Source organism: Enterobacter sp. Sphag1F (assembly GCF_014193275.1).
GTDB classification, from domain to species: domain Bacteria; phylum Pseudomonadota; class Gammaproteobacteria; order Enterobacterales; family Enterobacteriaceae; genus Pantoea; species Pantoea symbiotica.
The window spans coordinates 401,879-425,951 of sequence record NZ_JACHZD010000001.1 but is presented as its reverse complement, the minus strand read 5'-3'; the positions used below and the strand labels follow the sequence as shown (position 1 = coordinate 425,951).

Sequence of the window (24,073 nt, the reverse complement as noted above, 5' to 3'; positions counted from 1 at the left end):
CTCCGTGAGTTACCCATTAATTTCCAAAAAATATAATTTCAAGCGGAATAGATCCATGCGAAATCTGTTATTTGTCTTTAACCGGGAAATGTAGCGAAATGAAATATCTGTCTCTTCAGCGGTTATTCATGCCGATATTGGCGACAATAAGTGGTGCGTTGCCCTTAAGCGTCAGCGCGCAGAGCGATTCGCCCCGTTATAGCAACGGCACGCTGGTTTATCTGCATGAGCAGGAGCCACCTTGCTTGTGGGGCGGCTGGGTGCAGCAAGCTTATTTATCGCGTCAGGTTTTTGATTATCTGGTGAGTTATGACAACGGACAAATTCGTCCGTGGCTGGCTGCCAGCTGGAGTGAATCCGCCGATCGTAAAACCATTACGTTTCATTTACGCCACGACGTTAAATTTACCGATGGCGATGTATTTAATGCCGATGCGGTTATTGCGAATTATCCAGCGTGGCAAAAAGGAATAGGCTGGCACGGTTTTACTTATATGACCGGATTTACCAAGGTCGATGATTATACCGTGGCGCTGCATTTATCTGAGCCGAATCCCGAAATCTATAATGTGCTGGCAAATGGTCATTACGGATTTCAATCGCCCGATTCGCTGGCGCATAACAGCAGCGAGCAGAAGTGCTTACGACCGGTCGGCACCGGACCGTGGAAAGTGGCGCGCTGGGTGCGCGGCGATGGCATCAGCTTTGTGCGCAATGATGATTATCGCTGGGCACCGCCAAACGCGCACCACAACGGCCCGGCGTATATCAAGCATCTGGAGTGGAAGTTTGTACCGGATGCCACCACGCGCTGGGGCGCACTGGTGAGCGGCGGCGCGGAGGTGATTTATCAGCCGCCATCCGCGCAGTGGCAGGCGCTGCAACGTCACTATCAAACGCTCTCTTACGTCGCCACGGGACGGCCGCAGGCGTTCTCCTTTAATGTGCAGCGCGGTCCGTTTACCGATCAGCGGGTGCGCCAGGCATTTGCTTACGCGCTGGACCGCAAGCAGATTGTCAAAACCGTGTTTAAAGGCGCAGTGCCGTATGAGGGCAACGGCTCGCTGAGTAAAAGCACACCGCTTTATCTGAATGTCGACGATCGCTATTCGCTCAATATCGCCAAAGCCAATCAGCTGCTGGATGACGCGGGCTGGACCGGACGCGATGCCGCCGGCTATCGCACCAAAGACGGTAAAACGCTGGATGCGCGCTTACCGTTTATTCAGGCGATTATCGACCAGGAAGGCGCGCTGATGCTGCAGGCGGTACAGGACCAGGTCAAACGCGTCGGCATCAAGCTGGATCTGATCCCGCTGACGCAAACCGAAGGCTTTGCCGGTGCACGTTCGCGTCCGGGAGATAAGGAAATCAGCTTTGGTTACTGGGTTTGGCCGTCGCCCAACATCCTCGACATCGTCTACAACCATGCGCTTAACGGCGCGTTCAACGGCAACAACACCAGCTTTTTCAATAATCCTGAAGTTGAAGCGCAAATCCTTGATGCGCAGCGCGATCCCGACGCGCAACGCCGTCAGCAAAAATTCGACCTGCTGCAAAAGTGGTTTGACGATCAGGCGATTGCCATCGGCGGCTACAACTTCACCTACAACGTTGCCATCGCCAACAACCTACGCGGGCTTTGGCAGGATCAGGGCAACGGATTGCTGAACTTTAACGATGCTTACTTCGTGCAGGAGCAGCCATGAGTGAATTAACGTCATCGTCGCCGCAAAACAGCGCCGCCCATCTGGCAAACGTGGCCACGCCACGCAGCCGCACGGCGTTGTTGCTGCGGCGGATTTCACTGCGTATCGCCTCCGCGCTGTTCGTGCTGTGGGGCACCATCACCGTAACTTTTTTGGTGCTTTCGGTGCTGCCAGGCGATCGCGCCACTATCTTGCTGAATATCACTTCCGGGCAGGTGATTGAACGCACGTCGGCTGAGCTGGCACCGATCAACGCGCAATACGGTTTTGATAAGCCTATTGTCGAGCAGTATCTGCACTATTTCTGGCGGCTGCTACACGCCGATTTTGGTTTCTCATTTGAGCTGCAGCGGCCGGTGGTGCACATCATCGCCGAGAAATTGCTGCCGACCTTTACGCTGGCGATTGCCGCGCTGCTGCTGGCGTGGATTATTGCCATTCCGTGGACGCTGCTCACCGCCGGTCGCCATCGTCGGCTGGCGGCGTTTGGTTCGGCGGTGGAAACCATCATGGCCGGATTGCCGCAGTACTGGATTGGTATTCTGCTGCTGATCGTTTTCGCCATCGGCCTGCGCTGGTTCCCGGTGGTCGGCGGCACCAGCCTGCTCGGCACCGTGCTTCCCGCCATCACGCTGGCTATTCCGCTGGCGGGCTTTATTGGACACGCGATTCGCGGCGAATTTGAACGCAGCATGCAGCAGCCGTTTGTGCTGTCGGCGCGGGCGCGCGGTATGAGTCTGGCGGGCGTGCGGCTGCGCCATGTGTTACGCCACGCGCTGATTCCGGCCATCACGTTGAGCGGCTGGGCGATCGGCAATTTGCTCTCTGGCGCGGTGCTGGTGGAAGCGTTATTTGCCCGGCCGGGACTCGGCAACGTGCTGGTCAATGCGGTGAGCAACAAGGATTTTGCGCTGGTCTCCGGCATCGTGATTCTTATCAGTTTCCTCTACATCGTCATTAACCTGGTGGTTGACCTGATTTACCTGATCGTCGATCCCCGTCTGAGAGGTCGCGCATGACAACTCATCTCACGGATTACGCCGCACCGCGCACCACGCGCTTCAGCTGGCAACTGCCGCTTTCGGTGCTGCTCTCCGCCCTCGTGGCGCTGTTCTTTATTGTCGCGGCCATCGCGCCCGGCGTGCTGGCGACGCACGATCCCTTCAGCACCGATCTCTATCGCGCGCTGCAAGCACCTTCGTGGAACAACTGGCTCGGCACCGATGACATTGGCCGTGACCTCTACAGCCGCATTATCTGGGGTACGCGTCAGTCGCTGCTGATTGGCATCGGCGCGATGGTGATCGCGCTGTTTGGTGCGGTGGTGCTTGGCTTTAGCGCCGCGCTCGGGCCGCGCTGGCTGGCGGAGCCGGTCAATCGTCTGCTGGAAATCCTGCTGGCGTTTCCCACCTTGCTGTTGGCGCTGCTGTTTGTTGCGCTGCTGGGTCCATCCGCCAGCAGTTTACTGGTCTCGGTCGGCATTGGCACCGCGCCGGGCTATGCGCGACTGGTGCGGGCGCAGGCATTGCAGGTCAAACAATCCGGTTATGTCGAAGCGGCGCGTGCGCTCGGGCATCCCTGGCCGCGGCTGTTTATCCAGCACATCGCGCCCAACGTGTTCCGGCCGTTGTTCTCGCTGGTGGCGTTAGGCATCGGGCAATCGGTGGTGTGGGCATCTGGATTGTCGTTTCTTGGATTAGGCGTAGTGCCGCCGTCGCCGGAGTGGGGCGCGCTGCTCGAAGCCGGAAAAATTAACGTCACCGTCGCCTGGTGGCTGGAAGTGTTGCCGGGCATTGCCATTGTACTGGTGGCGCTGTCGTTCACGCAGATTGGCCGCTATATCCAGCAGCGAGCGGAAGGAGAGAAGCGCTAATGAGCAGCAATGTGATTGATGTGCGCGGCCTGAATATCTGGGCCAGCAGTGAAAGCGGGCAACCGCGCCATATTGTGAAAAACGTCAGCTTCGCACTGCAACGCGGCCAATGTCTGGCACTGGTGGGTGAATCGGGATCGGGAAAAAGCGTCACCGCTCGTTCGCTGGTGGGATTAGCCGGTGACGGATTGCAGGTGCAGGCTGAAACGCTGAGCCTGCACGGCGAGACGCTGCAGCAGCGTAGCGACAGTTGGTGGCGGCAGGTGCGCGGCAGCAAAGTGGGTTTCATTTTACAGGACGCGCTGGTGTCGCTGGATCCGCTGCGTCCGGTGGGCAAAGAGATCGCCGAAGCGCTGGCGCTGCATGGCTGGGGCAACGCCGCCAGCCGTCAGCAGAAAGTGCAGACCTTGCTGGAAGAAGTCGGCGTGCCGCAGGCGGCTTATCGCGCCAGCCAGCGGCCTGGAGAGTTATCGGGCGGCTTGCGCCAGCGCGCGTTGATCGCTTCGGCGATTGCGCTGCATCCGGATGTGCTGATCGCCGATGAGCCCACCACCGCGCTGGATGTCACGGTGCAGGCGCAGGTGCTGGAGGTCTTACGGCAGATGCTGGATCGCGGCACCAGCGTAATTCTGATTAGCCACGATCTGGCAGTGGTGGCGAAAATCGCCGATCAGATTCTGGTGATGCAGGGCGGATCGATTGTCGAGGCGGGTACGGCGCAGCAAGTCCTGCAACAGCCGCAGCATGCATATACCCAAGGTTTGATTAACGCGATTCCCAGCGAGCACACTAAAGGGCAACGCCTTTCGGGCAGCGCGGCAAGTGTGCCAATCCGATCCGTGACGCCATCAGCGGAAGTGCTGCTGGAAGCGCGACATATCGTGAAGCGTTTTCGTGGGCACAGCGCCGTCGATGACGTTTCCTTTAGCTTAAAACGCGGCGAGACATTGGGAATTGTCGGCGAGTCGGGTTCAGGCAAAACCACCTTGTCACGCATTGCGCTGGCGCTGGAAACACCGGACAGCGGCGAGGTGCTGTTTGCCGGTCAGCCGTGGAGCCACGCGTCCGCCGCCGATCAACGTGCCATTCGCCGCCAGATCGCCGTGGTGTATCAGGATCCGCTCTCCTCGTTCGATCCGCGCTGGCGCGTGGCCGACATCCTGCTGGATGCGATCGCGCTCGATCGGCATGCGCCAACGCAAACACCGCGCGAGCGAGCGATTAGCCTGCTGCAATCGGTTGGGCTCGGCGCAGAGCATCTCACGCAGTGTCCAGCGCGCATGTCGGGCGGCCAGCGCCAGCGTGTGGCGATTGCCCGCGCGATCGCGACTCATCCAAAAGTGATTGTGCTCGACGAAGCGGTGTCGGCGCTGGATGTCACCATTCAGGCGCAGATTCTCGATCTGCTAAGCGATCTACAGGCGCAGCTCGGCGTCAGCTATCTGTTTATCTCGCACGATCTTGGCGTGATCCATCACATGAGCGATCGCGTGTTGGTGATGCAGAACGGCCAGGCGGTTGAGCAGGGCGCCGCCGATGAGGTGTTCTACCGCCCGCGCCATCCTTACACCCAGACGTTACTTGCCTCGCTGCCACGTCTGGCCGCGCCGGAAACTGCCTAACTTTGCTACAGGAGCGAACATGTCACGCGAACTGATTTATAACGGATTTTTGCATCTCACGCCGAACCACCATAGCCACGGTTACTGGCGCACGCCGGAAGGCCAGGTTCAGTACAACTACAACCAGCTTGATGCCTATGTAAAGACGGTGAAAACCCTGGAGAAAGGGCTGTTTGATACCTTGTTCATCGCCGATGTGGTGGGCGTGTATGACATCGATTATGGCGACGGCAAAACCACGATTAGTGCCGGTACTCAGTTCCCCGAGCCCGATCCGATCACCATTCTTTCGGCACTGGGTTTAGCCACCGAAAATCTTGGTTTAGTGGTGACCAGCAACGTGATTCAGACCCATCCGTTCTCGTTTGCGCGCCAGATCTCCTCACTGGATGAATTTACCCGCGGTCGCATCGGCTGGAATATCGTCACTTCGTATCTCTCCAACGGCTTCCGCAACTACGGCTATCAGGACATTGTGCCGCACGACGAACGCTACGCATGGGCGCAGGAGTATCTCGATGTGGCGTATAAGCTGTGGGAGCTGTCGTGGGAAGAGGGCGCAGTGCTGCACGATCCCGCTACCAACCGCTTTTTCGATGCCGACAAGATCCATAAAATCAACCACGTTGGTAAGCGCTATCGGGTGGAAGGGCCGCACATTGTTGAGCCTTCACCGCAGCGCAGCCCGGTGTTCTTCCAGGCCGGCAACTCGGATGCCGGACGCCGCTTTGCCGCGCGCAACGCCGAAGTGACGTTCCTGCCATCGCAAACGCCAGACACCGCGCGCAAAGATATCGCCATCCTCAATCAGGATGTGGTGGATTTCGGTCGCCAGCCGGAGGATTTGAAGAAGCTGGTGATGCTGTCCACCGTGATTGGATCGACTGAGGAAGAGGCGAAGCGCAAGCAGCAATATCTGTTCGACAACATTGATATCAATGCATTGCAGGGCTTCTATAGCGGAGGTTCGGGCATCGATCTGGCGAATATCGATCCTGATACGCCGCTGACTGAACTCAGTCGCCGCGAGGAGTTCAGCCAGCATATGCGCTCGAAATTCCGTATCGCGGTTGATGCTGATTATGGGCAAGGCCGTGTGCTGACGTGGCGCGAATACCTGATCCAGCATGCGTTGCTGCCGGGCCGTTTTGCCGGTACGCCAGAACAGATCGCCGACCGGGTGCAGCAGTTTGCTGATGCAGGCGTTGATGGTTTTAACGTGGTGCCGATCACCACGCTCGGCTGGTGGGATGAGTGGGTCGAACACGTGGTGCCGGTGCTGCAAAAACGCGGCCTGGCGCAAACGGCGTATAAATCAGGCACGCTGCGCGAGAAGATTTTCGGCAAGGAGAGCAAATTGCCGGCGACGCATCCGCAACGGACGTTGACGTTGGATTAGCATCACGATTAACCAGGTGCGCATAAATGCGCACCCTACGATTCTACTCACTATCGCAATAAATCCCGTAGGGTCGCCATTCATGGCGACCGCACTCACCGACGAAAAAGCATTACGCGACGCTGCCTGACTTTTTGATTATGCTGATAAAAAGGACGTTTCACTGCGCAGGGAATCCGTTATGCATAACCGCCTCGATCAGTTTCTCATCCATCCTCCCGCTATGCGCTTAACCGGTATTCGGCGGTTTGGCATCGAATTTCTCTGGTTTGGCATCAAAGAGGCGCGAGCGTGCTTATTTGCTGGCCTGTTTTTCCTCGCGATATTTTGTGTGCCGCGTGGCGGCATGTTCGGCATTACGCGTTACGACCTGCTGCTGATGATCGCCGTGTCTATCCAGCTAATAATGGTTGCCACCAAACTGGAAAGCTGGGATGAACTGAAATCCATCACCCTGTTTCATCTGCTCGGTTTTGGCTTAGAGCTATTCAAAACCTCGTCAGCCATTGGTTCATGGCATTACCCCGAAGCGGGCTGGAGTAAAATCGGCGGTGTACCGCTCTTTAGCGGCTTTATGTATGCGGCGGTTGGAAGCTACATAATTCAGTGCTGGCGTCTGATGGATCTTAAAATCCGCCATCATCCGCCGATTCTTCATGCGGTGCTGCTCTCGCTGGCGCTCTATGCAAATTTCTTTACCCATCACTATATCGGTGATTACCGCTGGTATATCGCAGCGGTGGCGTTGGGCTTATATGCACGCTCGGAAGTGATATTTACCCCCTACGATCGTCCATTTCGCATGCCGCTGCTGGTAGCGTTTATCCTGATCGGTTTCTTTATTTGGCTGGCAGAGAATCTGGGCACCTTTTTTGGCGTCTGGCAATATCCCAATCAGCTTGGCGCGTGGGCGACGGTGCATGTCGGCAAGTGGGGCGCATGGTCAATGCTGGTGATGATGACATTTACTATCACGCTGTTCCTTAAGGATATAAAAAAACGCGTGCATATTGCGCAGTAAGTCATGTCAATTCATTGCGCCTATTAATGAATTTTCCTCATAGGCGCAATGTCATTTCAGGCCATTATCTTCACAATCCCTTCCGCTAACATGGACGAATTCGATCTCTCTGGAATTCAACATGGATCACGCCTCAACGCGTACGCAATCCTTCACCGTCAAATCGAGCGGTTTGCCGTTTATCCTCATTCTGAGTGCGTTGATGGCGATCACCTCGCTATCCACGGATATCTATCTGCCCGCCATGCCGATCATGGCGCGCGAGCTGTACGGCGATGCGGAACTCACCATCACCGGCTTTCTTATCGGCTTCTGTATTGCCCAGCTGATTTGGGGGCCGTTGAGCGATCACTTCGGCCGTAAAACGCCGTTGTTTATTGGGCTGACGCTGTTTGTCATCGGCTCTGCGGGTTGTGCGCTCTCCACTGACATTACCCACATCGTGTTCTGGCGCGTGTTCCAGGCGCTGGGTGCTTGTACCGGACCGATGCTGGCGCGCGCCATGATTCGCGATCTGTTTGCTCGCTCGCGTGCCGCGCAGATGCTCTCGACGCTGATGGTGATTATGGCGATTGCGCCAATTGCCGGGCCGCTGTTGGGCGGGCAGATGATCCGTGTGACATCCTGGCATGCCATCTTCTGGCTTTTAGCGGCTATCGGCGGCGTGATGCTGATGTTGATCAGCTGGTTGCCGGAAACCTTGCCGCCGGAGAAAAGGGTAAAAGCCTCGCTGCCGGGCGCGTTTCGTAACTATTTCGCGCTGCTGAAAAATCGCCATTTCATGCGTTTTACCCTGTGCGTGGCGTTCTATTACGTCGCCGCTTATGCCTTTATTACCGGCTCGCCTTTTGTCTACATCTCTTACTTCGGCATTGATGCGCAGCACTATGGCTGGCTGTTTGCGGTCAACGTGGTGGGTTTGATGGCGGTGAGCATGGTGAATCGACGTTTGGTGCATCGCTATCCGCTTGAGTCGCTGCTGAAGTTTGCCGTGCTAACCGCCACAGTGGCAGCGCTGATCCTCGCGCTCTGCACCAAACTGCAGCTCGGCGGCATCGTGATGATCATTCTCTCGGTGTTCGTGTTCTTCTCGATGAACGGCATTATCGCGGCCACCTCAACGGCGGCGGCGATGGATGCGGTGCCGAATATGGCGGGTTCCGCCTCGGCGCTGATTGGCTCGCTGCAATACGGCAGCGGCATCATCTCGTCGCTGCTGCTGGCGCTGTTAAGCGACGGCACGCCGTGGACCATGGGCTGGATTATCGCGCTGTTTACCGTGGCGAGCGCGGTGATGGCGATCAGCGCCGCCACGGCAAAGTCGCAAGATTAAATGTTCTGGTCGAAGAACGGATCGAGTTGGCTCATCGCTTCATCGACATAACGTGGTACCCAGTACGTCTCGATGTGGGTTGCGCCTGCGATGAGATAGAGCGTTTTGTTGGCGGTTCCGCTGGCTTTGCTAAAGGCGCTTTGTGTCATGTAGAGCGAGTCAGCTTTGCTGCCCGCCATCATCAGCAGCGGCTGGTTGATCAGCTCCATGTTGCTTTGCGCATCAAAGCGCATCAACTCCAGCAGGCTGCTGGTGGTGTAGCGGAAGGTTGAGTTCGGATGGGCGTGGGTTTTCCAGTAATAGGCGTAACCCTGGCGATAGAGATCGAACGGCAGTTTAGCGATCTGTTCATCGGTCAGATTGGCGTCGCCGGAGTAGCTGACTTCACCGCCCGCGGCTTCTTTGCTGCGCGCCTCGGTGGCGGCACGCAGGCGATCCTGAATAGTGGCGATCTGGGAATCCTGATAGCCGTTGCGGCGCACCCGCCCGGAATCGAACATGCTCAGAGTCGCGAGCGCTTTAAACCGCTTATCCGTCTGGGCCGCCTTCAGCGAGTAACCGCCGCCGCCGCAGATGCCGAGCAGGCCGATGCGTGCGGCATCGACGCCGGGATAATTGCTGAGGTAATCGGCCATGCCGTGAATATCTTCGATACGGTTAGCCGGGATATCCACGCTGCGTGGCATGCCGCCGCTGGCACCCTGATAAGCGGCATCGGCGGTGATGGTGATGTAACCGTGTTCGGCCAGTCGCTGTGCGTACAAACCAGCAACTTGTTCTTTCACGCCGCCGTTAGGATGCGTGACCACAATCGCGGGATATTTCTTTGACGGATCGTAATGAGCGGGCGTGTAGACATTGGCGGCGATTTGCAGGCCGTGCAGATCGTATTTCACTGGATGAATGTTGACCTTGCCCGCCACGTTTTGCGTAATCGCGCCGTCATAAACCAGCGTGAAAGGGTTTTGTTTGTAATTAGCGGCCTGTGCGCTGACGGAAATTGCGGTGAACAGCAGGGCATGAATAGCAGTGAGTTTCATCTTCGCTCCCGGAGAAAAGTAGTGGCCTGAAAGTGGCCGTGCACGAAAGCTTAAGGCGCGCGGGCTGACAGCATCATGACCAGAACATAACAACCTTGTCAGTTTCAGCCATACGCTAACTGACAGCGCTGTCAGCAACTTGTCAGCTTGCTGTTGGTGAGCGACGCGCAACATAACGTTCAACGTTGTAAACAGAGGAAGCCCCAGCTATGCGCTTATTGTTGGTTGAAGACGAAGAGAAAACCTCCACTTACCTGAGCCGCGCGCTGGGTGAATCGGGGTTTAGCGTGGATGTCTCAGCCGACGGCGCGGAAGGGCTGCACTTTGCGCTCGAGTTTGATTACGACGCGGTGATCCTCGACGTGATGCTGCCGGGCATCGACGGTTATCGCGTGCTGGAAGGCATTCGCAGCAACAAACAAACGCCGGTGCTGATGCTATCGGCGCGGGGTTCGGTGGATGAGCGGGTAAAAGGATTGCGGCTCGGTGCGGATGATTATCTGCCCAAGCCTTTTTCGCTGATTGAACTGGTGGCGCGCATCCAGGCGCTGGTGCGGCGTCGTGCCACCGATGGTGCTGACATCACCCAGTTGCAAATCCACGATCTGCATCTCGATCTGCTGGCGCGCCGCGTATTCCGTCACGGCAATCGGCTGGAGCTGACCGCCAAAGAGTTCGCGCTGCTCAGTTTGCTGGCGCGGCATCAGGGCGAAATTTTGTCGAAGATGATGATCGCTGAACAGGTTTGGGACATGAATTTCGATAGCGACGCCAATGTGGTGGAAGTGGCGATTAAGCGGTTACGCGGCAAAATCGACGCGCCTTTTGCGGTCAAACTGCTGCATACCGTGCGCGGCATGGGCTACGTGTTGGAAGTGCGGGAGGATCAGCATGTTTAAAGGTTCGATCTCCGCGCGGCTGGCGCTGATGTTTGTTGTCAGCATGGTGCTGATCGTCTCAACGATTGGCCTGTTGCTGCGCAATTCGCTACATGATTCGCTGCAAAAGCAGATGCACAACGAACTGCAGTTTCGTGCATCGCTGATGAGTCCGTGGATTAGCGCGCGCAGCTCGCCTGAAGGCTGGTCGGCGCTGGCCAGTAAGTTCACCGATTTAACCAGCGCGGAAGGTGAGCGCGTGCGTTACTGGATTTTGAGTGACGATGCACGTTTCAGCGTGGGCGGTGCGCCGCCGCTCGGCGTGCGCTGGGACGCCTTGCAGGAAGGCTTTAATAAAGTGCCGGGCGCAACCGATGAGGCCTGCTCGCTGTTTCTGCTGGTGAAAACCATCGCCGCGCACGGCGAGCGGCCGGCGCTGCGCTATGTGGTGGCCATCGATTCCACGCCTTACATGGGCACGCTGGATGCCTTCACGCGTACGCTACTGATTATCGCGTTAGTCGGCGTGTTTATTGTGGCGATGCTCGGTTACGCAATTTCACGCATTGGCCTGCGACCGGTGGGCGCGCTAAGCCAGCAGGCGCAGCAGCTGGTGCCGGGCGATCACGCTCAGCGCCTCAACACCGACACTTTGCCGGATGAGCTGCAGCCGCTGGCCTCCTCATTTAACGGCGTGCTGGAGAGACAGGCGGTCGCGTGGCGGCAGTTGGAGAGTTTCAATGCTGATGTCGCGCACGAGCTGCGCACGCCGCTGACCAATTTGATCGGTCAGACACAGCTGGGCTTAGCGCGCCGCCGATCGCCAGCCGAGCTGGAGGATTTACTCGGCTCCAATCTGGAGGAGCTGGAACGAATGACCTCCATCGTCAACGACATGCTGTTCCTGTCACATGCCCATGCGGGTGAACATGCTTCACAGCTGACGTGCGTGTCGCTGCGCGCAGAGACCGCTAAAACCGCTGAATACGTAGAACCCAGTTTCGCCGAAAAGCAGCTGCGATTGCAGATTGACGGCGATGCGCAGGTGCATATCGATCGGCGCTTATTCCATCGCTCGCTGGCGAATCTGCTGGAGAACAGTGCGCGCCATGCCGCGCCGCACAGCACCATTACCGTCACGCTGAGTGAATCCAAAACAGAGGCGATGGTGGCGGTTTCGAACCACGGCGACGCCATCGCGCCGGAGCATCTGCATCGCCTGTTTGAGCGCTTTTACCGCGTGGACGCGTCGCGCGCCAAAAGCGATACACATCATGGGCTGGGATTATCGATTGTGCGCGCGGTGGCCATCATGCATCGCGGTGACGTGTTCGCGCGCAGTGAAAGTGGAATTAACACGTTTGGGCTGACCTTTGCCTTAACGCCCGAGCGTAAAACGCTGTCTGCCGCGCCCGTCGCCTCGCTGAAAACTGACAACATTGTCAGTAACGCGTCAGCCTGACGACATCTGCGCCTCGTTAGAATCGATGCCTCGCAGCATCCATGTTCAACAAAATAGGACGCACTGCATGACAGCAAAATCGGGTTATTTGGGGCTATTACTGTCCTTTGCTTTCTCATCGGTTGCCGCCGAACCTTTGGTGCAGATTGCACCGGCCGGCAGCCAATCAGCGCTTACCGGTCCCGCGCAGAACTTCACCGGTCAGGTGCGCGTTGATCCGCTGTTTGTGGCGGATAACCACATCATTGCCTCGGCTGCGTATGTCACCTTTGAACCCGGCGCGCGCTCGGCGTGGCACACGCATCCCGCCGGGCAACGGCTGATTGTCACCTCCGGCGTGGGCTTGACCCAGCAGGAAGGGCAACCGGTGCAGATCATCCGTGTTGGCGATGTGGTGATCTGCCCGCCAGGCGTCAAGCACTGGCATGGCGCCAGCGCTAACAGTGCGATGACACATATCGCGGTGACCGGCGTGGTGGATGGCAAAAGCGTAACCTGGATGGAGAAAGTGACTGATGAACACTATCGCGCCGATTAAGCAACTCACCGTCGGCATCGTCATGATGTTCGCCGGAAACCTGACGACCTATGCTGCAACCCAACAAGGAGTGACACCTGCAATGAATCAGTCATCAAATCCGTCCGAGACGCTCTCGGCACGTCAACAAGCCATTCCGCTGATGGCGGCGTTTATGGCAACCAGCAATATGGAAAAACTGGATGCGGCGCTTAATCAGGGGCTGGACGCCGGATTAACGGTAAACGAAGCCAAAGAAATACTGGTGCAGCTGTATGCCTACACCGGTTTTCCGCGCAGTCTCAACGCGCTGAGCGCGCTGATGAAAGTCACGGAAGCGCGCAAGCAGCGCGGTATCAAGGATGAAGTGGGTAAAGAACCAGTGCAGCCGGTTCCGGTGGGCGATGCGCTGCGTCAGCTGGGCACCGACAACCAGACCAAAATTTCTGGCGCGCCGGTGCAAGGACCACTTTTCGACTTCGCGCCGGTGATCAACCAGTTCCTGCAAACCCATCTGTTTGGCGATATTTTTGCCCGTGACAACCTTGGCTGGCAAAGCCGTGAGCTGGCCACGGTGGGTGCCTTGGCCGCCACGCCGGGAGCAGAATCGCAGCTGCTGTCACATACGCGCGCCAGCTTGCGCGTAGGGATCACGCGCGGCCAGTTGCAGCAGCTAACGGAGCTGTTGCGCGCCAATGGGGAAGTTGAGGCGGCGGATCGCGCGGAAGCAGCGATGCAGGCAACGCAAAGCGCGTGATAACGCTGGTAATGCGCGTCAGTTAAGCATCTTTCGGTCACCATAAATGGCGACCCTACAAAGGATTGGCGCGTTTTTCGTAGGGTGCGCATTCATGCGCACCTGCATACAAACGGTTTATTTCGGCTTCTCCATTTGGGGCACCACGCTGCCTCCGCTGATAAATACCTTTCTCAGCAGCCACGATTTAAGCAATAAACGCGTGATTCCATTTATCACGCACGGCGGTTATGGCATTGGTGACAGCGAAGCTGGCTATCGTCATTAACTTAAGCGGAATATTGAGGGGAAAGGACGTGAAGAAATTGATCAAAATCTGCAGCCTATGCGTGCTGGCGACCAGCTTTATCGTCGCCGCACAGGTGGAACCTTTAGTGATTCAGGAACAAGGTAGTTTTGCGGCGGGCGGCACGGTGATAACCGCGCCAGGGCAATTCGATGCCAAAAAGCCGCTGGATGCCGCAGGCCAGACTTATCATGGCGATCACGCGGCGGTGTTTTATCAAATTCCGCCACATGCACATAAATATCCCATCGTTATGCTGCACGGGGCCGGGCAGTTTTCCCGCACCTGGGAAAGCACGCCGGATGGCCGCGAAGGCTTCCAGAACCTATTTCTGCGACGCGGATTTGCCACTTATCTGGTCGATCAGCCGCGTCGCGGTAGCGCCGGTCGCAGCACGGTAGAAAGCACGCTAACGCCGAAACCGGATGAGCAGCTGTGGTTCAATCAGTTCCGTCTCGGCGTGTGGCCCACCTTCTTCAAAGGCGTGCAGTTCTCACAGCATAAAGAGGCGCTGAACCAATACTTCCGCCAGATGACGCCCAATACCGGGCCGTTTGACGTCAATGTTATTTCGGATGCGCTCTCCGCCGTGGTTGATAAAAGCGGTCCCGCCATTCTGTTTACCCATTCGCAGGGCGGCGGACCTGGCTGGTACACCGCGATGAAAAACAGCAAGGTCAAAGCCATCGTCGCCTTTGAACCGGGCAGCGGCTTTGTGTTTCCAGAAAATGAATTACCGCCAGCAATGCCCAGCGCGTTCGATACGCTGAAGGGTGAACCGGTGGCGCTGGATAAGTTTATGGCGCTGACCAAAATTCCTATTCTGATCTTCTATGGCGATAACATCCCGGATAAACCCAGCGCCATGCCGGCGCAGGACAGCTGGCGCGTAAGGCTGGCGATGGCGCGCCAGTGGCAAGATGTGGTGAATAAACACGGTGGCGATGTGCAGGTGATTCACCTGCCGGAAATCGGCATTAAAGGCAACACTCATTTCCCGTTCTCCGACCTGAATAACGTACAGATCGCCGATCAGGTCAGCCAGTTTTTGCAGCAGAAGCATCTGCAATAGCTCAACGGCAGGGTTTATGGATTGATGAATACAACTAATAAACCCTAGCTGATTACTAGGTCTAATCAAATCAATGCGGTGGCGTTATGCTTTTGGAAACGCTCAAAAGGATAACGCCATGCAAACTGTAAAACTCAATAACGGCCTCGATATGCCTCTGCTGGGCTTTGGTGTGTTTCAGATGACCGATGCCACTGAGTGCGAGCGCGCGGTAATCGACGCCATTGAAACCGGTTATCGCCTGATTGATACCGCCGCGTCTTATCAAAACGAAACTCAGGTCGGCAATGCCCTCAAGCAGAGCGGCATCGCGCGCGATGAACTGTTCGTCACTACCAAACTGTGGCTACAGGACACGAGTTATGAAGGTGCCAAGGCGCAGTTTGAGCGCTCACTTAATCGCTTGCAGATGGATTACGTCGATCTCTATCTGATTCACCAGCCGTACGGCGATGTGCACGGTGCCTGGCGGGCGATGGAAGAGTTGCAGCAGACGGGCAAGATCAAAGCGATTGGCGTCAGCAATTTCCAGCCGGATCGTCTGGCGGACCTCCTCGCGTTCAACAAGGTGATTCCGGCAGTCAATCAGGTTGAAGTCAATCCGTTCAATCAACAGCTACACGCCGTGCCATGGATGAAGAGCCGCAATATTCAGCCCGAGGCCTGGGCACCATTTGCTGAAGGCAGAAACGGTTTATTCCAGCATCCGCTGCTGACGAAGATTGGCGAAAAATATGGCAAGAGCGTTGGCCAGGTGGTTCTGCGCTGGATCTTCCAGCGCGGCATCGTGTCGCTGGCGAAATCGGTGCGCAAAGCGCGCATGGCAGAAAATATCAACGTGCTGGACTTTGAACTCAGCGAGGCAGAAATGCAGCAAATTACCGCGCTGGATAGCGCGACCAGCGCCTTCTTCTCGCACCGCGATCCCGCAATGGTCGAGTGGCTGACCGGCAGAAAACTGGATGTCTAAACAGTTCTGATATCAATCTCTTTAGACCGGCTCAATAATTAAAACGGCGGTACCTGAATAGGTGCCGCCTTGGGTAATGCCTTCCAGCTGGCTGGTAATGGTCAGGGAAGATAGGCCCGTTTCCAGAGAATGTTTATCGCCCGGCTGTTTATTATTTATAAGAATATTGGCTTTAGCATCATTATTAAGTGGGACATAAGTAAGCTTGCTCTCCAGACTTAATTTTATATTGTTTTTTTGTGAGCAATTGATGCTGACTGATGCGCTGGCTGTCGACGTAGCTGCGTCTTTAATTGAAATGGATCCGTGATTTAAGTTTATTTCTGGCGTAACGATATAACAATAAACATTGGGCGGTTGTGTTTTTAAACAACCTGTTGGTAATATGGCGGTTGCATAAGATGTATTGCCCTGTGGAATACCACCAAATGCCACGCAACGACCATTTGCTCCGCCAGCCGCAGAATAGTAGGTCGTAGATGGTCCTTTCTTAAACGCTCGCATGGCGGTAGCACTGATGGTTTCACCCGGTATAACTTTTGAACCACATATATCATTGACGCAGGTCTCACTTTGTACCACTTCAAATTTAGAACCTGTTGACCAGGAACTGCCAAACCAATAATTTTCCGGTGCCTGGGTATCAGCAAATGGGATATCAATAGTTGTCCAGATCACTCGTAAGCGAGCGGGTCGATCATCGGTTCTGGTGATTGATAATGGTACCGGGAATGGCCCTGCAATGGCTGCCGATAGCCAGAATACAAGAAAAGGGAGTAATAAACTGCGTATATTCACCCGGAATTCCTCATTGGTAATTCAAATTAAAAGTCGCGATGGCACTAAAAGCACCATGAATAATGGTGCGATCGCGAATAGCATTGGGTTCGCCCTGAATATACGCACGTAATACAATCAAGGTTCGTCCGGCTTGCAACGTAACAGGCGGGGCGACCTTGTTCAGTAACACGGCTTCCCCGGACAATGTTTCCATGCCAATAGCGATACCCGCATTTTTACTACCGGCCTGTGTCGCCAGAAATCCGGCCAATTCATTACTCTCCTGGCCGCTAAATGTAATGGCGACAGTTTTAGCTGTATCGATGGAGCAACCGATCAGGTTCAGTGTGAAAGGCATCGTTTGAGATCGATCATTGACATACAGTTCTCGGTCGATAACGTTGCCGAAATTAAGCTCTAGAGCGTTATCTCCGGCTTCGATGACACAAGGCTCGGCAATCAGTGCACCACTAAAATGGATATCGGTAGCGAGCGATAACGGGGAAACCAGCGACAGAAGTATCGCCACTATATTTCGCCAGAGAATCCATAAACCCATTATTGGTACTCCGCAACGAGTGAGGCGGTTGCGAGGAAGCTGCCCTCGGACAATTTAATCGCTGGATCGGCTACCGGTACCGCTTCCAATACGGGAGGACTAGTCATATCAATAATCCATGTTGAACCAATACGAACGCGCTGATTGTTTTGCAATATGCGAATACCCAATCCTGATTTACTCGTTCGAATCGCCGTATTATCTTTGCTCATGATATTGCCGCTCACAGTGAGCATCAATTTAAATGAAGAATCATTAGTTGCACATTTAATGACGTAATTAATTTTCTGACGATAATTATCCCCATTGATTTTACTTACACCCAAATCCTCGCCAAAACTGATATCAATGGGTTGATCGTCATTTATTTTACAAGGCGGCGGCTCAATGATTGTACCTTTGAGTAATAGATTCGGTGCGGCTCTGGCCATGTTACTACACCACAAAAGCCCACCAATGATCATCAGAGTGAGAATATTAAATCGGGTGTTATTCATTCGTAATATACCGCCAGCGTTGCTGCTGCGCTAAACGGACCCGCTTGTACTTTAACATTGCCAATTTTGTAAGGTGCAGCTTCGAATGCGTAAGACCTCAGAGGGTCCACTTCCAGCCGCTCATTAAGTGGAAACCATTTACCGGCTCTAAAAAATTCAATGCTCAAATTCTCTTTGCTGGTTTTAAGTACTTTAATGCTGTTGTCCCATTGCTCGCCTTCAATTTTAAGAAAGATGGTGTTTGGTGTGGAGGCATTGCATTGGAAGTTAACAAAAAACATCTCCAGGTAATGATTTCCGTCGAGTTTGGTGGATAAGACTTCATCACCAAAGTCCACCTCAATCGTTTCACCGTTATTGATGGTGCACGAAGGCCCTAACACCTCGACATTAACGTGAATGTTGGACGCCAAAGCAGTCAGCGGCAAAAGACACACCGATAAAATAACAACTTTTTTTACTGCCGTTAGCCAACTCATTTACTTTTGCCTTAACGAAGTCAGACTTAATTATCTAGTGGTGTGGCAATACAGAGATTAACTTTGCAACTGAACTGGAGTTTGGGGCGGGCACCGTAATCATTGACGTAGTTAATCACCGGCGATAAACCCAATTCCGTTACCGATGACGTCAGCAATTGATCGCTTTGAGGTGCTAGCATAAGGGGTTTAAAACTTTCAATCGTTTTGCTTTTTGCACTTTTCCGTCCTTCAACCAAGGTAATGTAGTAATTGGTTGGGTTGTGAATGCGATATTTATCACCTTCACGGCTAAGCTTGAGCTGTTCTTGCCATGGCGCGGCACTTTTATCTGTGATAATAGCGGCTGGGCGATAAAAAAGTTTAATGCGCGTTTGCAAGGCGATTTGTAGCGTATTGGGCTTCGATGATTTCGGTGGAATTTCACGTAAATTAAAAAAGAACAAACTTTCTCTGTCCTGGGGCAATGATGCGACTGCCGGTAAGGCCTGGATTTTCAGTTGGCTGCTGGCGCCAGGTTCAACACGTTGTACCGGGGGCAGTACCACTAAAGGACCGGTGATCTTATTTCCTTCAGCATCTTCCAGCCAGCCTTGCGCCAGGTAAGGCATTTTTTTATTTTCGTTGCTAATACGTAAGCTGACGGATTTCTGCGTGCTATCAAATACAACGCGCGTGCGATCCAGCGAAATCGCTGCGTAGGCGGGTTGAAAGCCAATAACACTGACCAAAAGTGTAGACATCAATGCATTTTTAAATTGAAAAAACATGGTTATATCCCGTTATTACAATAGCCAGTTAAAGGCTGCAGTTTTAATTAAATCTCACCGTCTCTTCGGCAAGGAAGAAATAGATTTGCAGTAAAGTCTTGTGGGTTAAGTGATTGTGGCAACGCAATGCTACATTGCACTTTCTCTGCCCATTTCACTGTCATACTTTCACCTGCAGCAATACCCGTGAGATAGACATTGCCGCTGTCACTCACAATGCCCACTTCCTGTTTTTTGCGATTGTGCACCGTGGCGCCAAACGGTGGATAGGAACCGTCGGCCAGCCGGATGATCGCCATCGCTTTCTCTCCGGCGATGACGGCAAATTTACGATAGCCAATGGCACCTTCAGTCAGCGTGGCTTGCACTACCGAACGTTCAGCTTCGACATTGTCCGGTAGATTATTGAGATCGAGGCTGGCGCTATTGCGGTAATAACTGTTGACGTCAGTCGACACCAGTTTGCCAAAGCGGTTACTGCGCACCGCTAATCCGCCACTGCTAACAGGAATGTTGGCCACATTGTCGGTATCAATCATTAAACGTGTGCCGCCCATGTTGCTGGAGCGATGCAACGCGGCGCCTTTAGTCGTCGCCGTTGCGCCACCGCGCACATTGAAGCCAAACGTGGTGGATTTTCCAGTTTGCGAACTGACGTTAGCGTTCAAATGCGCCAGCTCGCCGTCATGCGTTATACTGCCGTTCGACGTGCTGCCATGGCTATTGATCCCCGTTCCCACTTGATAACTGTTGCGTTGGTCCAGACGTCCATAATAATTAACGCGCTGATTTGTCCCATCGCGGCCTTGTGCGGCGCTATAACTCAGCGTGGCGTTGTTACCCAATGGGATCGACAGCGAGACAAATACGCCATCATCTTTGCTGCCATTATTAATAGTGCGATAGGCGGACAGCGATAAACTCAGATTGCGTAAATTGCCAATATCAAAATATTGCGACAGGTTAGCGCTATAACGATCGTTATCCGGCAAGCTCCAATACGTTTGGTGGTTATAGTTGAAATAGGTGCTCAAACGTAAATCACGGAACTGCTTATTAACGGTGACCGAATAAAGTTCTTTGCTGTTTTGCTGACGGCTGCCCGTTTTGCGCGTTTCCAGATATTCATTCATGCTGAGGAAATTACGCTCGGAGAAACGATAACCGGCAAAAGTAATCTGGCTGTCGTACTGCTCAAAGTTTTTTGAATAGCTGAGTCGATAGGATCGTCCAGTCAGCTTTTCCGCGATATCAGGTAAGGCGGCGCGTGATTGTGTGATATCAAATGATAAAGCACCCAACCAGTACAAATCACGACCAATACCCAGCACCAAAGCATTGTAATTTCCTGCCGCCACACCACCACCAAATAGCGACCAACCGTTACTCACGCCCCAGGATAATTCGCCACTGGCAAATGCAGGCCCTTTAAATTGATGGCGAGATTGAGAAGATTTTCCCGCTGCGAATTTGTAACGCATGCGTCCAGGCCGCGTCAGATAGGGAATGCTAGACGTTTCTATGGTAAAGGTTTGCGCCGTGCCATCCTGCTCTTCAACACGGACATCCAGTTTGCCGGAGACGGCATTATCAATATCCTGAATGCGGAATGGGCCAGCAGCGACCTGAACTTCTTTAAGCACACGACCTTGTTGGCTGATAATCACCAGCGCATTGGTACGTGCAATGCCGGTAACTTCAGGGGCATAACCGCGCAGGTTAGGCGGTAATTGGCTATCATCTGAGGCTACGCTAACCCCCGCGTAGCTGAAGCTGTCGAAGAGCTCTGAACCTAGATAATCTTCTCCGACAGAGACTTTTGCTTCCCAGCCTGGAATGGCGCGGTACGCATAATAGCGGCTCCAGTCAAACCGCTGTGCCAAGGTTTTGCTTTGATTATTTTGCGATCTTCCAGGTTGAGATTGCCAGTCGGCGCGAAAACGCCATGCGTTAAGGTTTGCGCCAACGGTGCCATTACCGTTAAGCATCAGACGCTGCCCGTTTTTTTGACTCTGTGTTTGCCCATTGAAGTTGTAATCAAACAATGCGCCGGGAATACCATTATCCCACATCGCCGGAGCATCCCAGTTTTCATCGACATATTGTAAATAAGCCTGGGGAATGCTGATATACAGCGCCGAGGTGGCCAGATCAGGGCGCACCTCTAATCCTGTCATGCTGGCAGTGTCAATGCATTTCCCTTGTTGCTGCCAAACGATTTTTTCAATCACACTCTTTCTCAGGCCAAATTGTTTAATAAGGTCTGGCGTGATGCATACCGTGCTTTTATTCGTCTCTTCTTGAGTCTGAATAATGACGGTTTGCTCTGGCAGTGCTTGTTTGTTGATAAACACTGACATTTCATACTCCCCAGCGAGAATAAATCCGCTGTTTGAGAATCGGGAAAGGTCAATGTTTTTCCGGTCATTGATATCCAAAATATCAGTATTGAATTCAATATTGTCAGACAAGCTATAACTGGAAAACCCCAGGAAAAAACTCGCTATTAATAAACTCAGCTGCGTTGGCCGGAATCTCGGGGAAATCTTGTAACAAACCACCTTCATAATCTTAACCTTTGATTTCCCTGAGGTGTGCAGACGCATTCCGAACCGAGTATGAAAATATAACGATGAGAGAGAGCGACACGCTGAGGAGGAAATTAAATTTTCCCCAGGATTTTTCTTACAGGTTGAGGGTCGAGGTGTGTTCAGGCCGTTAGCCGAAAGCAGCGGGGCGAACAGGTATTAATTCCTGCCAATTACTGTCGCTTATATTGGCCGGATTAACAGAGTTTAGCGTTGTCGCGCAAAGAGGCGTTACAAAGAGCATGCGGTAACCGCATGCTCGATTGAGGATTACAGGTAGTTGAGGCCGAAATTAACCACTGCCTGGAATTCACCTGGAACAATGGGAAGATCGTTATCGTCTTCATCTTTATCTCCCTGCAGGTAAGCAGCGAAACTGAGATTATTGTTGCCATCCTGCAGTGCCTGAGCAACTGAAGGCGTGCCCAGCTTAATTAAATTGTAGGTGCCATCGACAATAGCAATGCTCGCGCCTTTGGCGGTGCCGGCAATTCCTACACGGTCTGAGTTGCCCGCTGGTCCGGTGAAGGTCGTGGTAACGGTTTTCTTGGTGGTTAGGGCACAGTTTTCCAGCATGATATTGAACTGACGAGGTTGAGACTTGCCGCCGTTCGCCAGAGAAACGTTAGAGACCTGACCCAGATCGACTGTTTGGTCGCTATTTTCATGAGAAACAGAACATGGCGCCTCAATGATGGAGCCGGTGAAAGTGATGGTACCGCTGCCCTGGTCAGCAGCCTGGGAAGCTGAGGTTGTTCCCAATGCAATTAAGGTGGCAATGGCAAGTGCGTTAAGTTTCATGTTTAGTCCTTTAATGTTTTGTTTTTGATGATTTTTTTATTAAAAAAATCTTACTAAAAACCAGCTTGTTACGAGTTGGAATGAGTGTACAAGTAGGGAAATTCCTACTCAATCAGAATGGATTGTCAGGATCTGTAGGGTGAAACCTACATTGCCGGGCAGTAAATGACGTGCAGGATTATTAAACCGTAGTTTGAATTATTTAGAGAGATTACGTATGGCACTTATACGCTCAATTATTATTGACGATCATCCTTTAATCCGTTTAGCCGTCAGGACATTATTAGAAAAAGATCAATTCACCATTGTCGCAGAATCGGATGATGGCCTCGAAGGTCAAAAGCTGGTTGAATTACATAATCCCGACGTGTTGGTTATCGACATTGATATTGCGCGCATCGATGGCATTGAGGTGGTGAAACATCTTCGACGCAGGGATTTTAGTGGTGTCATTGTGGTTTTATCTGCAAAAAATCCTGACTATTATGCTCCACTCAGTGCGTCTGCAGGGGCGAATGGTTTTGTTAGCAAAGATAAAAACTTGCAGGAAGTCATTAGTGCGATTAACGCAGGTATTAACGGCTATAGTTATTTCCCGCTGATCAAACATCAGGTGGGAGAGGGCAGTGAATTGTCGGATCAACAAAAAATTGCGATGTTATCCACCCAGGAGTTTAGGGTTTTCCAGTTGCTGGTGGATGGTTTGCAAAATACCGAAGTTGCTTTGAAGATGAACCTGAGCACCAAAACCGTAGCCACTTATAAATGCCGTTTAATGGACAAGTTGAAATTCAAAACGGTTAAACAGTTATATGAATTTGGGCAGAGAAATAGCCTTTAATTTTAGGGTATGAATGGGTATGCTTTGCAGCGTCAGGATCTTCCGGCCAGGGTTGGTTGAGACGATTACAGAGAGCCCATGAAAAACAGTAATGATAAACAGCTATGCGACATTGCGATTGGTGATGCCGTGCTTGAATTATTTAATCAGGATGCACCGGTCTCGCGCACCACGCTGCTCGCGCAATTAGAGAAGATGATTCATGCCGGTGACACGGCGGAAGATGTGCGAGTCGCCAGACTGGCTTTAGATTTGGTGAAGAGCAGCAGCACAGCCAACAACGCTAATAGATCTGAAGAGAACGTGATGAGCTTTATGGCGAAAAACGTCGCGGCGGATGACTCCACTAAGCACTGAGCGTTGCATGCCGGACACGGGTTGTCCGGCATAACGTCAGGATTTACCAGTGGAACTTATTCGAATCTTCCCACTCTTTGACTTCTTTCTCAGCACGGTCTTTTTCATAACCGTAGCGTTCCTGAATTTTACCGACCAGCTGATCGCGTTTTCCTTCGACCACGGTCATATCATCATCAGTCAGGTCGCCCCATTTTTCCTTCACTTTCCCTTTGAACTGCTTCCAGTTGCCGCTAATACGATCTTCGTTCATGTCGAACTCCCTGGTTAGTGGTTACTGAGTGCTCCCCTTTACTGGCCTGATGCCAGCGGGTGAATTAATTCTGGCACAGGATTTACGCTTTGCCTGGCAGGGCTGTGAGCTGACTCGAAAATTTGAAATTGCGTGAGTGGAGCGGTGATAAAGTCAGGCTTTACAAGCTAACTCATTGCTCTATAAGGCGTTATGTTTACCTGGCTATA

24 protein-coding genes and 1 pseudogene are annotated in these 24,073 nt (G+C 53.3%); 16 read left to right on the top strand and 9 right to left on the bottom strand.

Annotation, left to right across the window (positions count from 1 at the left end; all coding sequences use genetic code 11):
* Window positions 1-98: 98 nt before the first annotated feature.
* The 7 genes from FHW71_RS01975 to FHW71_RS01945 all read left to right on the top strand — a co-directional run bounded on the left by FHW71_RS01975 (window position 99) and on the right by FHW71_RS01945 (window position 8,957).
* On the top strand, window positions 99-1,709 hold the full coding sequence (locus FHW71_RS01975) for an ABC transporter substrate-binding protein (RefSeq protein ID WP_179450449.1): 1,611 nt from the start codon (window positions 99-101) through the stop codon (window positions 1,707-1,709).
* Entirely contained in the window at window positions 1,706-2,728 is a 1,023-nt protein-coding gene (locus tag FHW71_RS01970; RefSeq protein WP_179450451.1) for an ABC transporter permease, read from the top strand. Before FHW71_RS01975 ends, FHW71_RS01970 begins: the two co-directional genes overlap by 4 nt.
* On the top strand, window positions 2,725-3,582 hold the full coding sequence (locus FHW71_RS01965; RefSeq protein WP_179450453.1) for an ABC transporter permease: 858 nt from the start codon (window positions 2,725-2,727) through the stop codon (window positions 3,580-3,582). The genes FHW71_RS01970 and FHW71_RS01965 overlap by 4 nt, the downstream gene beginning before the upstream one ends.
* Entirely contained in the window at window positions 3,582-5,204 is a 1,623-nt protein-coding gene (locus FHW71_RS01960) for an ABC transporter ATP-binding protein (RefSeq protein WP_179450455.1), read from the top strand. Before FHW71_RS01965 ends, FHW71_RS01960 begins: the two co-directional genes overlap by 1 nt.
* 19 nt (window positions 5,205-5,223) lie before the next feature.
* The gene (locus FHW71_RS01955; protein WP_179450457.1) at window positions 5,224-6,603 is read left to right on the top strand and encodes an NtaA/DmoA family FMN-dependent monooxygenase; all 1,380 of its coding nucleotides are present in this window, start codon (window positions 5,224-5,226) and stop codon (window positions 6,601-6,603) included.
* 181 nt (window positions 6,604-6,784) lie between these two features.
* Window positions 6,785-7,624 carry a DUF817 domain-containing protein gene (locus tag FHW71_RS01950; RefSeq protein WP_179450459.1) on the top strand — a complete coding sequence of 280 codons (840 nt, stop codon included), beginning with the start codon at window positions 6,785-6,787 and terminating at the stop codon, window positions 7,622-7,624.
* 121 nt (window positions 7,625-7,745) lie between these two features.
* Window positions 7,746-8,957 (top strand): multidrug effflux MFS transporter, encoded by a 1,212-nt coding sequence (locus FHW71_RS01945; RefSeq protein WP_179450461.1) that lies wholly within the window; start codon window positions 7,746-7,748, stop codon window positions 8,955-8,957.
* Here FHW71_RS01945 and FHW71_RS01940 read toward each other — a convergent pair.
* Window positions 8,954-9,997: an alpha/beta hydrolase gene (locus FHW71_RS01940; protein ID WP_179450463.1), complete on the bottom strand. Its 1,044-nt coding sequence runs from the start codon at window positions 9,995-9,997 to the stop codon at window positions 8,954-8,956. The two genes, FHW71_RS01945 and FHW71_RS01940, sit on opposite strands and share 4 nt — an antisense overlap.
* Before the next feature lie 209 nt (window positions 9,998-10,206).
* On the opposite strand from FHW71_RS01940, the gene FHW71_RS01935 reads away from it, so the two are divergent.
* From FHW71_RS01935 to FHW71_RS01905, 7 genes and pseudogenes are all read left to right on the top strand, one after another.
* Window positions 10,207-10,896, top strand: a complete 690-nt coding sequence (locus tag FHW71_RS01935; RefSeq protein ID WP_179450465.1) for a heavy metal response regulator transcription factor — start codon at window positions 10,207-10,209, stop codon at window positions 10,894-10,896.
* Window positions 10,889-12,337, top strand: coding sequence for a heavy metal sensor histidine kinase (locus tag FHW71_RS01930; RefSeq protein ID WP_179450467.1), 1,449 nt, complete (start codon window positions 10,889-10,891; stop codon window positions 12,335-12,337). Before FHW71_RS01935 ends, FHW71_RS01930 begins: the two co-directional genes overlap by 8 nt.
* 67 nt (window positions 12,338-12,404) lie before the next feature.
* Window positions 12,405-12,875, top strand: coding sequence for a cupin domain-containing protein (locus FHW71_RS01925; RefSeq protein ID WP_179450470.1), 471 nt, complete (start codon window positions 12,405-12,407; stop codon window positions 12,873-12,875).
* Window positions 12,853-13,611 carry a carboxymuconolactone decarboxylase family protein gene (locus FHW71_RS01920; RefSeq protein ID WP_179450472.1) on the top strand — a complete coding sequence of 253 codons (759 nt, stop codon included), beginning with the start codon at window positions 12,853-12,855 and terminating at the stop codon, window positions 13,609-13,611. Before FHW71_RS01925 ends, FHW71_RS01920 begins: the two co-directional genes overlap by 23 nt.
* Window positions 13,612-13,705: 94 nt before the next feature.
* Window positions 13,706-13,861 (top strand): annotated as a pseudogene (locus FHW71_RS01915) (flavodoxin); the annotation flags it as partial.
* Window positions 13,862-13,907: 46 nt separating this feature from the next.
* Window positions 13,908-14,969, top strand: coding sequence for an alpha/beta fold hydrolase (locus FHW71_RS01910; RefSeq protein WP_179450475.1), 1,062 nt, complete (start codon window positions 13,908-13,910; stop codon window positions 14,967-14,969).
* Window positions 14,970-15,087: 118 nt separating this feature from the next.
* A complete protein-coding gene (locus tag FHW71_RS01905) occupies window positions 15,088-15,939 on the top strand; it encodes an aldo/keto reductase (protein ID WP_179450477.1) in 852 nt (283 codons plus the stop codon).
* Window positions 15,940-15,960: 21 nt separating this feature from the next.
* Here the strand turns inward: FHW71_RS01905 and FHW71_RS01900 are convergent, their stop codons facing one another.
* The 7 genes from FHW71_RS01900 to FHW71_RS01870 all read right to left on the bottom strand — a co-directional run bounded on the left by FHW71_RS01900 (window position 15,961) and on the right by FHW71_RS01870 (window position 22,413).
* Window positions 15,961-16,737 carry a hypothetical protein gene (locus tag FHW71_RS01900; RefSeq protein ID WP_179450479.1) on the bottom strand — a complete coding sequence of 259 codons (777 nt, stop codon included), beginning with the start codon at window positions 16,735-16,737 and terminating at the stop codon, window positions 15,961-15,963.
* 10 nt (window positions 16,738-16,747) lie between these two features.
* Window positions 16,748-17,278: a fimbrial protein gene (locus tag FHW71_RS01895; RefSeq protein ID WP_179450481.1), complete on the bottom strand. Its 531-nt coding sequence runs from the start codon at window positions 17,276-17,278 to the stop codon at window positions 16,748-16,750.
* Entirely contained in the window at window positions 17,278-17,709 is a 432-nt protein-coding gene (locus tag FHW71_RS01890; protein WP_179450483.1) for a fimbrial protein, read from the bottom strand. The genes FHW71_RS01895 and FHW71_RS01890 overlap by 1 nt, the downstream gene beginning before the upstream one ends.
* Before the next feature lie 62 nt (window positions 17,710-17,771).
* A complete protein-coding gene (locus tag FHW71_RS01885; RefSeq protein ID WP_179450485.1) occupies window positions 17,772-18,254 on the bottom strand; it encodes a fimbrial protein in 483 nt (160 codons plus the stop codon).
* 26 nt (window positions 18,255-18,280) lie between these two features.
* Window positions 18,281-19,024 carry a fimbria/pilus periplasmic chaperone gene (locus tag FHW71_RS01880; RefSeq protein WP_179450487.1) on the bottom strand — a complete coding sequence of 248 codons (744 nt, stop codon included), beginning with the start codon at window positions 19,022-19,024 and terminating at the stop codon, window positions 18,281-18,283.
* Window positions 19,025-19,071: 47 nt separating this feature from the next.
* On the bottom strand, window positions 19,072-21,630 hold the full coding sequence (locus tag FHW71_RS01875; protein WP_286176080.1) for an outer membrane usher protein: 2,559 nt from the start codon (window positions 21,628-21,630) through the stop codon (window positions 19,072-19,074).
* A 252-nt stretch (window positions 21,631-21,882) separates the two neighbouring features.
* Complete coding sequence (locus FHW71_RS01870; protein ID WP_179450489.1) at window positions 21,883-22,413, bottom strand: fimbrial protein; 531 nt, start codon at window positions 22,411-22,413, stop codon at window positions 21,883-21,885.
* A gap of 217 nt (window positions 22,414-22,630) precedes the next feature.
* Here FHW71_RS01870 and FHW71_RS01865 point away from each other — a divergent pair, with 217 nt between their 5' ends.
* Together FHW71_RS01865 and FHW71_RS01860 are read left to right on the top strand one after the other, a co-directional pair.
* The gene (locus FHW71_RS01865; RefSeq protein WP_179450492.1) at window positions 22,631-23,254 is read left to right on the top strand and encodes a response regulator; all 624 of its coding nucleotides are present in this window, start codon (window positions 22,631-22,633) and stop codon (window positions 23,252-23,254) included.
* Between the two features lie 78 nt (window positions 23,255-23,332).
* Complete coding sequence (locus FHW71_RS01860) at window positions 23,333-23,611, top strand: hypothetical protein (RefSeq protein WP_179450494.1); 279 nt, start codon at window positions 23,333-23,335, stop codon at window positions 23,609-23,611.
* A gap of 43 nt (window positions 23,612-23,654) precedes the next feature.
* On the opposite strand, the gene FHW71_RS01855 is transcribed toward FHW71_RS01860, so the two are convergent.
* Window positions 23,655-23,864, bottom strand: a complete 210-nt coding sequence (locus FHW71_RS01855; protein WP_008107582.1) for a CsbD family protein — start codon at window positions 23,862-23,864, stop codon at window positions 23,655-23,657.
* Window positions 23,865-24,073: the final 209 nt, after the last annotated feature.